Here is an 11574-nt window from a genome sequence, read left to right on the forward strand (position 1 = left end):
CCGCGTTTTTAGGGCATAAAAGATGCCTATGCAAATAGTGAATACAGGTTCTTATTTTTAGCTTCGCTACGCAGGCTGCTGTTAGGCGTTTCGCAAAGGCAGCCTGAAAACAATATACCGCCCAATCGCCCAGCCTATCTTTCTTGCTCTGTATTCTCTCTAAAATCCCAACCACTTGACTTAAAACAATTTTCAGGCAGCCTGAAAGCGTATAATTTTCTTAGAACCTGTATTCACTATTTTCATAGGCAGATTTGATGACATAAAAGCGTGGATACAAGGCAAAAAGCACAGCAAGGTTGGACACCTCGCGCGCATTTTTAACGCGGTAGCCGCGTTTCTAGGGCATTAAAGATGCCTATGAAAATAGTGAATACAGGTTCTTATCATCCAACGAAAAGGAGTTCAATATGAAAACCCAATCCGCTTTATTCGCTGCCAGTCTTGCGCTGGTTTTAGCCGCTTGCGCCCAGCAAAATAGTAGTCAAGCCGATGAAATCAAACAGCTTAACGCCAAGCTGGCGGAAAAAGAGATGGCGGTGAAACTTTCTGCCCAGCGCACCAGCGAGCTGGAAAAACAATACACCGATATGTATTTTCAACTGGATAGCTTAACGGTGGACAGTTTCAAGGCGAAGGTTGCCAAAGGCGATACGTTTTACGCCTACATCGGGCGGCCCAGCTGCGGCGATTGCAGCGCGTTTGAACCGATTTTCAAGCGTTACATCAAGGAGCATAAACTCGGCGGCAAGCTGTATTTTGTGAACGTGCATTTTTTGCAGCAGGACAAACCCGCGTGGACGGCGTTTAAACAGCAATATGGCTTGCTCGGCACGCCTGTGCTGGCGAAATACAGCGGCGGCAAGCAAATCAACAAGCTGGATAAGGAAGACAAGGGGGAAATGTCGCCCAAGGATATTGAAGCGTGGTTGGAGCTGAATAAGCTGTAAACTCTGTGATGATGAGCAGCCTGAAAACGTGTAATACGGTTTCAGGCTGCTTTGGGTTGGACATGGCAGGCGGTTGCAGGCTGCCTTGGGCTTGGGTTACCATGCGCCCTTTTTCAACCACACACAAAGGACACATCATGCAAACAAGTGCGCGTAATCAATTTGAAGGCACGGTAAAAAGCATTAAAAATGGCGCGGTGAACAGCGAAATCATCATTGCGTTGGCGGGCGGCAAGGAAATTGCGGCGGCGATTACTTGCGAGAGCGTGGCGGGGCTGGATTTGGCGGCGGGCAAAAGCGTGCTGGCGTTGGTGAAAGCGGGCAGCGTGCTGCTGGCAACGGATGCGGATGGCTATGCGTTTTCGGCGCGCAACCAGCTTCGCGGCACGATTCGCGCCATCCATCGTGGCACGGTAAACGCGGTGGTGGAATTGGATGCAGATGGCTTGGCGGTAAGCGCGGGGATCACGCTGCACAGCGCGGATGTGTTGCATTTGCAAGTGGGGCAAACGGCGACAGCGTTGTTTAAGGCTTCGGCGGTGGTGCTGGCGGTGAAAAAGTAGTTTGAGATGGATAGGCAGCCTGAAAACGTGTGAATGCGTTTTCAGGCTGCTTTTTGTTGTGCGGGTGTTGGGGGGTGGTTTCAGGCTGCCTAATCATTACGCCCGCGTTTAGGCGTGGGATGGCGCAAATTATTGCCTACTGTTGTTGGGGTATTTTGGTGGGCAAGCGAGTTGCCCGCCCTACTCTACTTTTTTGTCTTTTCAGGCTGCCTTAATCTAGCCAGCAAAAGGCAGCCTGAAAGCTGTGTAACGTTGGCGGCTTGCCGGCATTGGGCGTATAGGCGCAACCGTTTGCTTTGTTGAACGAGTTATTGGGCGATGAGCCGTCGCCGCTCCATTTTACTTTTCAGGCTGCCTTGGGTTTAGCGGTTGAAGTCGCTTTTGCCGCCTGATTTGTGCACCAGTTGCACGTTGCTGATGGTGATGTTGTGGCTTAGGGCTTTGGTCATGTCGTACACGGTGAGCGCGGCGGCGGTGGCGGCGGTAAGGGCTTCCATTTCTACGCCTGTTTTGTGGGTTACGGCGACTTCGGCGCGGATGTGTAGGCTGTGGTTGTGGTCTTGGTATGCCATGTGGATTTGGCAGCGTTCTAGCATCATGGGGTGGCATAGGGGGATGATGGCGGCGGTGTTTTTGGCGGCCATGATGCCTGCGATGCGGGCGATTTCGGTGATGGTGCCTTTGGCGGTTTGCCCGTGCGCGGCTTGGATTTGGGCATAGACTTCGGACGGGAAGAAGACGCTGGCTTCGGCGATGGCGGTACGTTGGGTGGTTTGCTTGGCGGAGACATCGACCATGTGGGTGTGTCCGTGTTCGTTTAGGTGGGTAAGGGGCATGGGGGGCCTTTTTGGGTGGTGGGTTTTAGCTACGCTGAACTTCGTTTCAGGCTGCTTTTTATTTTTGGGCGGTGCGCTAAAAGTATGCTGTACTGTTGTTAAGGGTGGCTGTTTAATCCGTTTACCACCCCCATCCTAGCCTTCCCCCGCCAGCGGGAGAAGGAACAGATAGCAGGATTTTTAACCAATGTTGCTTGCTATCAACCATCATCAAGCCAGCATACTTTTTTGATACCACTTTATTTTTGCGTGTAAGGGCAGCCTGAAAAGAGTTGGGGCTGGGGGATGGTGATTGAATCGGCGGGCGTTTGGGCTACACCAGCGTGGTACGCGGCAAGACGCGTGCTCTGGCTAAGAATTGGCATCGGCGTAGATATTGAGTTGCTCGGCGGCGTGTTGGGCTTGGGCGTATTCTTGTGGGGTGTTGAAGTGGGCGATGGTGCGCCATGCGTGGGGCAGTGGGATGGTTTGGTGGGGCTGGGATTGGACGTAGTGTTGCACGCGCTTGTTGCCTTGGGCGACGGTGGTTTTCAGGCTGCCTGCGAGTTGGGTTGACCAGTGGGCGAGCAGGGGGAGCAGTTGTTCGCCGTCTTGCAGGGCGGTGATGCCTTGGGCGAAGATGGGGCTGCGGGCGGCGGTGTTGAGTTGGGCGATTAGGGCTTCGGGGGGGATTAGGGTGTCGCAGGATAGGATGTAGAGCCCTGCGTGGCCTTGGGCTTGGGCTTGGGCGAGCGCGGGGGCGATGGCGGAGAGTGCGCCTTGTTTGTGGGGGAGTTGGTCGGGGAGATATTGGGCGGGGGCGGTGTGGGGGTAGCGGTGCTGGTCGGCGGCGAGCCACACGGGGCGATGGGGGGCGGCGTTGGTGATTTGGTGGGCGATTAGGGGGCGGTTGCGGTAGGGCAGCAGGGCTTTGGAGCTGCCCATGCGGCTGCTTTGTCCGCCGCAAAGGATAAGAAGGGGAGATGTATTGGTAGTAAGCATGATTTTTTTGAAGTTTTATACCACTCAACTAAAAAAAAAAAATAAAAAAGTAAATTGGAAACAAAATACAAAAATATGAATTCCACACCAGTGGAGATGTTTTAATGTTAAGTCTGTTTTTGTGCTTGCTGATATGCTATGAGCAGCTGCCCCAACTCAGATGCCGAATCTTTTACATGGATATACAAAGTATCAATCGCCCGTGTTAATGCCAGCAATACCCAATGCGCTGCATAACGCGTTCTGCGCTGTTCTTCATCTAAAAACAGATCATTTGCCAAATATTGTGCTGCCTGTTCCTCTTGCTTTTTCATTTCAAAGAATGCGTCAATTTCCAAACAGAAAACCGACCACGCTTCCAAACCTCGGCAAGACTCATAATACAGACCGCGATACTTCCCGTGTATCGGTTCATCTTGGTTGCCTGCAAAATACCAATAAAACTCTTCATTATTCATAGATAGCATTTCAGGCAGCCTGCAATTCAGATTGATATTGTCTGACTCATATTCTTCCACATTGTCATGTTCGTTAATCTGCATCCTTTTTGATGAAACTTTCATTTTATTAAACAATACATCGCTTCCCGAGTTCATTAAAAACATCATGCTTTCATACGGTGACAATTGATTTCTCTCTCCTTCACCTTTGCACGCCTGAACAACAGCACGCAATTGTTCTCCCATTCCACCCGATCCGTTCCCGTAATCTATAAACACGCGTCCCATATCGCCATTGTGCATTTCACATTCCAAGCCCAAATCAATTTCATAATGCGTTGCAATAAAATTGCACAAATTAACCAATTCAGGCTTCAAGCGATAACTTTTTTTCTGTTTTTTAATTTCAAAAACGCTGTTTTTTTGTGTCTGTATTACTTCCAGTTTCTGCTGCTCTTGATTAAAACGATAAGACGAACATACCGTCCAATCGCAAGGCTCGGTCAGGCGGACAAGCTGCTCCTGCCCGCCTGTGCTGACAACAATATTTTCTCGCCCAAAAAATTGAAGTATCCAATCTCGCTCTAAGGCATGAAAATCCTGCCCTTCGTCAATCAGCAACACATCAAATGCACTGCGAAATCCACCTAGTGAACGATTAATACGTTCTTTAAACGCATCACGCCTAGACTTCCCATGCAAATAATCTCCTTGTTTTTCCCACAATTCATGCCATTCTTCATCAGACAACTCATCAATTTTCAAATAATCAAATAAAACATCTGGCTCATTGATTGCCATCATCAAATTACGCACAACTTGGAAATAATCAGTCAGAAAAATATCTTTGCCGACCAATCCCGAAATTTTGTCTTTTTGTCTTTGCAATTCCCCCTTCCATTCATTATGCCAATCCCGTTCATTTTTACTATTGGAAAATTTCAAATAAATCTCACGTTCCGCCGCGCTTAATTTAGACAAAATATGCGCTTGACTGGCTGGAAAATATTTTTCCACAATCTCGTTTATATAGTTAAATTTTCTATCCAAGTCACTACATAACTGTTTGATTCTTGAAATGCCCATGATCTGACAAAGACGCAAACCAGCCGTGTGATGCGCAGTCATTTTATAAATTTGCTGATGTATCGTGCGGATCAAAATTTGATTGGGAGACGTTTTCCATAATTTTCGCGCCGCTATATCAAATTCATATTTCAACATACGGTTATACATAAACACCCGTACTCTTTTATTATCCGAAACCGCTTTTTTCATCAGCAACATCAGTTCCGTTGTTTTACCGCTTCCCGCTTTGCCACTAATCAACACCAAATGTTTGTCCAATTGCGGATATGCCAAAATTCGGTTTTCCAATTTTTTCTGCTTAATTTGTACACCCAATACAAATTCGCCATCGTCCAACGAATTCTTTTGGCTAAGATATTTTTCATACTCTTTATCGTCTTTATGTTTATTTTCAGCAATTTGATCCAGTTTTTTCTTGGTTAATGCACCAATTTTCTGATCATTTTCAATCCGTTTAAGTAGTGATTCAATTTGCTCATCCATCTTGGGATACAGGTTTTTATGACTATTCGCTGTTATATTTCTCCATCCCCAAAACGATGTAATATGCTCACGGATACCGAATGCCAAACAGGCTTTCCATTCATAAAAGCCAAACTCAGGGGCATAAATCACCTTCCCGTTTTGAAAATCATAGGATTGTTTATTCGGACTTATTACCCACACCAACGGGAAAATTTTCAACTTTTCTACATCCCAAACAGATTCAAGATATTGTTTTGTTGCAAATGTCAAATTGGAAACAATATCGTTGACTTCAATATCCATTTTGTCATCTACCATCAACAAACTTAAATCCCCACCATTATGGCTGATGCGTACTGGCTGATCGGTATAATCCCTAATAAAGCGTATCGGCATGATAATGTTATTAAAATAATGTTCGTTATCAAATCTGACGAAACGCCTTGGCACATCTTCTACTGCCACAATCAAAAGCAAATCAATATGCGTATCCACCAAATTTTTAATTTTTGGTTGATGAATAAAGATAACCGTGCAGTTCTCATATACGAATTTAAACTGATCATCTCTCTGCCAAGCAGTCAGAAATGCCTGTTCGTCAATATTGAAAACGTTCTCACCATAAGTTTTGTATTTCATAACTACCCCCTTTATCTTGCTCAAAGAAAAAATGTGTATTTATGTAGTAATTCAGGCTGCCTTAACCATAGCCAAAGGCAGCCTGAAAACGCGTTTACGCTCTATCCCAAGAATTAAACACGCGAGTGAAGCCGCAGGCGTTGATGCGAGGGTCTAGCTGGGGTTGGATGATTTGTTCCCATGCGGTGCGGCAGGCGTTGGTGGAACCGGGGAGGCAGAAGATGAGCGTGCGGTTGGCGATGCCTGCGATGGCGCGCGATTGGATGGTGGACATGCCGATTTCGTTCAGCGAAATGGCACGAAAGATTTCGCCGAAGCCGTCTATGGTTTTGTCAAACAGCAGGGAGACGGCATCGGGGGTGATGTCGCGGTCAAACATGCCTGTGCCGCCTGTAATCAGGATGACTTGGATGCTGGGATGGGCGATGGCAACGGAGATGCGGGCGCGGATGTCGTATTTTTCGTCGCGGCAGAGGTCGCGGGAATGGAGAATGTGCCCGCTTTGTTGCAGGGCTTGGGCGAGGTAGTCGCCGCTGCCGTCTTCTTTGCTGCTGCGGGTGTCGGTTACGGTGAGGATGTGGATGTTGAGGGGGCGGAAGTTGGGGGCGGCCATGGGGAGCTCCTTATGATGTTGGTGGTTGGTGAGGTGGGATTTCAGGCTGCTTTGGGTTACATGATTGGGCAGCCTGAAAGGGTTAGTGTTTTGTAGTTGAAAGCAGCCTGAAATTCAATCTATCCAGTAGAAAAATCGTTTGACTCAACATCGAGCGGTTTTGTTTTTTTCAGGCTGCATCAGGCAATTAAGGCAGCCTGAAATCGTTTATACCTATGCGGTTTGCCATTTGGCGACGAGCCGTCGCCGCTCCATTTTAGGTTTCAGGCTGCTTCAGGTGTGAGGCAGCCTGAAACGAAGTTCAGCGGAGCTAAAATGGCTTGGGGTCGCGCGCTTGTTTTTAAGGCGCGAACGGTTGGGCTGCTGGGCGTGGGTATGGCGGCGCAACGCCATGAAAACGGCTTATGTTCTGTGTGGTTGGGGCAGCCTGAAAAATGATGATTCAGCCGCCTGTCATGGACAGGTTGGTAATCAGCCCGACTTTTTTGTTGTGCAAGTAATGGTGTTCGGGCTTTTGTTGGACAAGCTGGGCGATTTGGTTTTTCAGGCTGCCTACGTCGTGCAAATAGGGGCGCAGGTCGTGGGCGACGCTGCCAAATAGGCAGAGGTGCATTTTGCCTTGGGCGGTGATGCGTAGGCGGTTGCAGGTGGTGCAGAAATCTTGGCTGTATGGGGCGATGATGCCGATGTTGCCGATGTAGTCGGGGTGGCTGTATTCGCGGGCGGGGCCGGCGTGGGGTTGGCGCGGTTGCAGTTGCCAGCCTTGGGCGATAAGGTTGCGTTCTAGTTGCGCGGCGGTTTGGTGTTGCTGTTGGAAGTAGGTGGGGTTGTCGCCTGTTTGCATCAGTTCTATAAAGCGCAGGGCGATGGGGCGGCTGCGGATGTAGTCCAGCGCGTCGTGTAGGGTTTCTTGGGCGTGTTCGCGCAGCAATAGGGTGTTGATTTTAATGCTGGTGAAACCTGTGTTTAGGATGGTTTCTATGTCGCGCAGGATGGTTTGGCTTTGGTTTTTGCCGGTGATTTTTTGGAAGGTTTCGGGGTTGAAGCTGTCTAGGCTGATGTTGAGTTTGCTTAATCCTGCGTCGCGGTAAACGGGGAAATTTTTGCCTAGCTGGTGTCCATTGGTGGTGAGCGCGATGTGTTGGATTTGCGGCTGGGCGTGGATGGCGGCGATGATGTCGGGCAAATCGGCGCGTAGGGTAGGTTCGCCGCCTGTGAGCCGCACTTTGCGCGTGCCGCTTTGGGCAAAGGCGGCGGCGATGGTTTGAATTTCGGACAACGTGAGCTCGTTGGGCTTGGCTTTGCCTTGGTAGCCGTTGGGCAGGCAGTAGCTGCATCGGTAGTTGCACAGGTCGGTGATGGAAAGCCGCAGGTAGCTTAGGCGGCGGTGGTAGGGGTCTATTAGGGTGGTCATGGTGTGTGCCTTGGGTTTCAGGCTGCCTTTATTGTGTTTGGTTTTTCAGGCTGCCTTTGGGGTGGTGTTATGGTTGTAAACAAGTTTAAGCGTGATGATTATTTGAATTTGTTTTTTCAGGCTGCCTATTTGCCCACGCGCACAATCAGGCAGCCTGAAACAGCAATGGCGACTACAAAAACGCTTCGTCAAACGGCTGCACCATCACGCTCGCCCCCGCTGCCAAATCGCCGCACTCTTGGGGCAATATCATATAAGCATTGGCTTGGCTCACGCCCAAAATGCGGTGGGAATCTTGCTTGCCTGCGGGGGCGGCTTGCCATGCGCCATCGCGGGTTTGGCTGATGATGGCGCGTTGAATATCGGCGCGTCCTGCGGCTTTGCGCACGGGGGCGGTTAAGGCAGCCTGAAAACGCAACGGCTGGGGACCGTGCGCCGCGCCCGCAATCTGCCAAAGGGCAGCGTGGATAAACACATCAAAGCCGACAAAGCCCGACACAGGATTACCCGGTAAACCAAAATACCACGCGCTGCCCAGTTGCCCGAACACAAAAGGTTTGCCCGGTTTCATGGCGACTTTGTAGTGATGAATCGTGCCCACTTGGGCAACGGCTTGGCGCAAATAATCATAATCGCCCACCGACACGCCGCCCGATGTTATCACCACATCGCTTTGCTCGGCGGCTTGGTGCAGCATTTGCACGGTGGCGGCTAGGTTGTCGGGCAGCTTGCCCAAGTCAATGATGTCGGCGGGGCAATCGCGCAGCTTGCTGTGCAGCATGGGGCGATTGCTGTCGTAAATTTGATGCGCGGCGATGGGGCTGCCCGCTTCGGCAAGCTCGTTGCCTGTGGACAAAACGGCGATGCGCAGTTTGCGCTGCACCAGCACGCTGGCGATGCCTTGTGCGGCAAGCACCATGATGTCGGCGTGGCGAAGAATGCGCCCTGCGGTAAACAGCGTTTGCCCCGCTTGGATTTCTTCGCCCGCGTAGCGGATGTTGGCGGCGGCGGGCGCGTCTTGTTGCAGCACAATCTGGTCGCCATCGCGGGCAACGTTTTCTTGGATGATAACGGTGGTGCAGCAAGCGGGCACGGTTGCGCCTGTCATAATGCGGATGCACTCGCCCGTTTTCAGGCTGCCTGTAAACGGCTTGCCCGCCGCAGATTCGCCAACGATTTTCAGGCTGCTGTGTGCGCTCGCGGCTTGCGGCAGCGCGTAGCCATCCATCGCAGAAACGTGGCTGCTGGGAATGGCAACGGGCGCAACCACATCTTGCGCCAACACGCGCCCAGCGGCTTGGGCAAGCGGCACGCTTTCGCTGGCAAGGGCAAGCGGGCGGCGGGCGATGTGGTTTTGGATGATGGTTTGCAGTTCGGCAATCGGCGTGAGCGACATGGTTGGCTTTCGTTTTGATGTGTAAGGGTTTGTTAGGATTTGTGTTGGGATTATAGTGGTTATGGCGGATGGGCGGGGTAGTTATTTTGGGGGATTTTTTTAGTCCATTTGTGTAAACGTTTTTGTTGTCCATTGCGCAAACCCAAAGGCAGCCTGAAAACGAGCGAAGCGAGTTTCAGCAAAGCTAAAACAGCATTTCAAATACGTTTTCAGGCTGCCTTTTAATTTCAAAACGTGTTCACTTAACCAAGCGCAGCGAAAACGGATAGCGGTACGCCGTGCCCTTGCTGGCCGCCAGCGCGGCAACAAGACACAGCACAAAATTGGCAACCCACACCAGCCCAAACAGCAAAAAGCCAATCCCCACTATCATCAACGCGCACTACACAAACACCGCCAGCACCACAGTAATTTGAAAATTCAACGCTTCTTTGGTTTGGTCGTTCACAAAATCTTTGCCCGCCTTGTCTTTGTTCAGCAGCCACAAAACCAGCGGCGGCAAAAAGCCGAAAAAAGCCGACAGCAAATGCGCCAGCATGGCAACGTTTTTATCGTCTTGGCTGATGTTGCCGCTGCCTGTGTAGGGCGGCGACTGCATGGCTTCGCGCAAGGTTTGCTCGGCTTGGTGCAAGGTTTCTTGCACACCGTTGGATGGGTTTTCAGGCTGCTTGTTTGGGTTGGGTTGATTGGGGTCGGTCATGATATTTCCTTGTTTGTAAAATATAAAATAATTTCAGGCTGTCTAATCGCACAACATCAAAGCAGCCTGCGTAGCGTAGCGGAGTTGCGAAGCTAAATCGTGTTACCAATGGGTGGTAAACGCTTCTACATCGGTGTTTTTCGGCTCGGCAGGGCTGGGTTTATCCGCCGTGCCAATCATAATCAAGCCGATGATTTTTTCTTGCTCGCGGCATTCAAATTCGCGCTGCAACACGGGCGAGTTCACCCACAAGCCTGTTATCCAAACATTATCAAAGCCTTGCGCTTGCGAAGCGAGCTGGATGGCATAAGCCGCGCACGCCGCGCTCATCTGCTGTTCCCATTCGGGCTTGCCTTCTTTGGGGCTGGCAATCACGGCAATCACCAGCGGGGCAAAGTTGCCCACTTTCTCGGCTTTTTCCAGCGTTTTTTCGCCCATGTTGAGCGTAATCGCCGTTTCGCGTAAGGCAGCCTGAAAACGCTGTTTGCCTTCATCGCTTTGGATAACCACAAACCGCCAAGGGGTTAAATTGCCGTGGTCGGGCACTTGGCTGGCGGCTTGCAAAATGCTGTCTAATTGCAATTCATCGGGCGCAGGCGCGCGCAGGCTTTTGTTGGAACGGCGGGTGGTAAGCAGGTCTAGGGTGTCCATGTTTTTCCTTTCAAATGATGTGGATGGGAAGCGCGATTATACGCGATTGAGATGGCGGGGGCGGGGAATAGGCAGCCTGAAAAATAAAATCTATTGAACGCCGCCCAATTTTGTTAAAATTACAAAACTTGTGCAAAGTTTCCGCGCACGCTGCACGCTGATGCTGATGGTTTGCGAAATAACCACGCAGCCAAGATGCGTGAGCCACCGCGCAGAGATTTTGAACAGGTTTTGAACGCTTGCAACGCATTGGCAAGCCATTTAATCATATTTTCACATAAGGAAAACCCATGAACCGTCGTACCGTATTGAGCGCAGGCGCAGCCCTTGCTTTAACCGCTGTGGCTTCTGCCAAAACCGACACCCAAAAAGCTGAACACGCCCATCACCACGACCACGGTGCACACGCCGCCAGCAGCAACCCCTATGCCGCCGTACAACAATCTGCCGCCGCTTGCCACGCCGCAGGCTTGGCGTGCATCGCCCATTGCATCCGCTTGCTGTCCGCAGGCGACACCAGCATGAAAGACTGCGCCGCCAAATCCAACCAAATGACCGCGCTGTGCGGCGCGATGGAAAACCTTGCCGCGCAACGCTCATCTTTGGTGCGCGAATTGGCAAAAGTGTGCGCCAAAGCCTGCCGTGAATGCGCCGAAGCGTGCAAACCCCACGCCACCCACCACGCCGAATGCAAAGCCTGCTACGAAGCCTGCTTGGAATGCGCCGCGCAATGTGAAAAATTGGCATAAGGCAGCCTGAAAAATAAAACCGTTTGGTGTGATGCCAAACAGTTTTTTGTTGGGGATGGGGTTTCAGGCTGCCTAATCTGTACCCAAA

General features: G+C 50.7%; 13 protein-coding genes and 1 pseudogene. 5 read left to right on the forward strand and 9 right to left on the reverse strand.

What is annotated here, in order from left to right; all coding sequences use genetic code 11:
• Positions 1–410 precede the first annotated feature (410 nt).
• Entirely contained in the window at positions 411–950 is a 540-nt protein-coding gene (locus Q4A85_RS06740; protein WP_303108810.1) for a co-chaperone YbbN, read from the forward strand.
• 137 nt (positions 951–1087) lie between these two features.
• Entirely contained in the window at positions 1088–1513 is a 426-nt protein-coding gene (locus Q4A85_RS06745) for a molybdopterin-binding protein (RefSeq protein ID WP_303108812.1), read from the forward strand.
• Positions 1514–1875: 362 nt separating this feature from the next.
• On the opposite strand, the gene moaC is transcribed toward Q4A85_RS06745, so the two are convergent.
• The 4 genes from moaC to moaB form a co-directional block, all read right to left on the reverse strand.
• The gene (gene moaC / locus Q4A85_RS06750) at positions 1876–2349 is read right to left on the reverse strand and encodes a cyclic pyranopterin monophosphate synthase MoaC (RefSeq protein WP_303108814.1); all 474 of its coding nucleotides are present in this window, start codon (positions 2347–2349) and stop codon (positions 1876–1878) included.
• A 351-nt stretch (positions 2350–2700) separates the two neighbouring features.
• On the reverse strand, positions 2701–3330 hold the full coding sequence (locus tag Q4A85_RS06755) for a molybdenum cofactor guanylyltransferase (protein WP_303108816.1): 630 nt from the start codon (positions 3328–3330) through the stop codon (positions 2701–2703).
• A 107-nt stretch (positions 3331–3437) separates the two neighbouring features.
• Positions 3438–5963: a hypothetical protein gene (locus tag Q4A85_RS06760; RefSeq protein ID WP_303108818.1), complete on the reverse strand. Its 2526-nt coding sequence runs from the start codon at positions 5961–5963 to the stop codon at positions 3438–3440.
• 94 nt (positions 5964–6057) lie between these two features.
• The gene (moaB, locus tag Q4A85_RS06765) at positions 6058–6576 is read right to left on the reverse strand and encodes a molybdenum cofactor biosynthesis protein B (RefSeq protein ID WP_303108820.1); all 519 of its coding nucleotides are present in this window, start codon (positions 6574–6576) and stop codon (positions 6058–6060) included.
• Between the two features lie 139 nt (positions 6577–6715).
• Between moaB and Q4A85_RS06770 the strand changes: the two genes are divergently transcribed.
• Entirely contained in the window at positions 6716–6859 is a 144-nt protein-coding gene (locus Q4A85_RS06770) for a hypothetical protein (protein WP_303108822.1), read from the forward strand.
• A 32-nt stretch (positions 6860–6891) separates the two neighbouring features.
• Complete coding sequence (locus tag Q4A85_RS06775) at positions 6892–7014, forward strand: hypothetical protein (RefSeq protein ID WP_303108825.1); 123 nt, start codon at positions 6892–6894, stop codon at positions 7012–7014.
• Positions 7015–7018: 4 nt separating this feature from the next.
• Here the strand turns inward: Q4A85_RS06775 and moaA are convergent, their stop codons facing one another.
• From moaA to Q4A85_RS06800, 5 genes and pseudogenes are all read right to left on the reverse strand, one after another.
• Positions 7019–7990, reverse strand: coding sequence for a GTP 3',8-cyclase MoaA (gene moaA / locus Q4A85_RS06780; RefSeq protein WP_303108827.1), 972 nt, complete (start codon positions 7988–7990; stop codon positions 7019–7021).
• Positions 7991–8162: 172 nt separating this feature from the next.
• A complete protein-coding gene (glp, locus tag Q4A85_RS06785) occupies positions 8163–9386 on the reverse strand; it encodes a gephyrin-like molybdotransferase Glp (RefSeq protein WP_303108829.1) in 1224 nt (407 codons plus the stop codon).
• Between the two features lie 99 nt (positions 9387–9485).
• Positions 9486–9617: a hypothetical protein gene (locus Q4A85_RS06790; RefSeq protein ID WP_303108831.1), complete on the reverse strand. Its 132-nt coding sequence runs from the start codon at positions 9615–9617 to the stop codon at positions 9486–9488.
• A gap of 7 nt (positions 9618–9624) precedes the next feature.
• Positions 9625–10086: pseudogene (locus Q4A85_RS06795) on the reverse strand (DUF4870 domain-containing protein).
• A 102-nt stretch (positions 10087–10188) separates the two neighbouring features.
• Positions 10189–10737: a nitroreductase family protein gene (locus tag Q4A85_RS06800; RefSeq protein ID WP_303108833.1), complete on the reverse strand. Its 549-nt coding sequence runs from the start codon at positions 10735–10737 to the stop codon at positions 10189–10191.
• Between the two features lie 290 nt (positions 10738–11027).
• On the opposite strand from Q4A85_RS06800, the gene Q4A85_RS06805 reads away from it, so the two are divergent.
• Positions 11028–11486, forward strand: a complete 459-nt coding sequence (locus tag Q4A85_RS06805; RefSeq protein WP_303108835.1) for a four-helix bundle copper-binding protein — start codon at positions 11028–11030, stop codon at positions 11484–11486.
• Positions 11487–11574: the final 88 nt, after the last annotated feature.

Source organism: Kingella sp. (in: b-proteobacteria) (assembly GCF_030527935.1).
In the GTDB taxonomy this organism is placed as follows: Bacteria; Pseudomonadota; Gammaproteobacteria; order Burkholderiales; family Neisseriaceae; genus Kingella_B.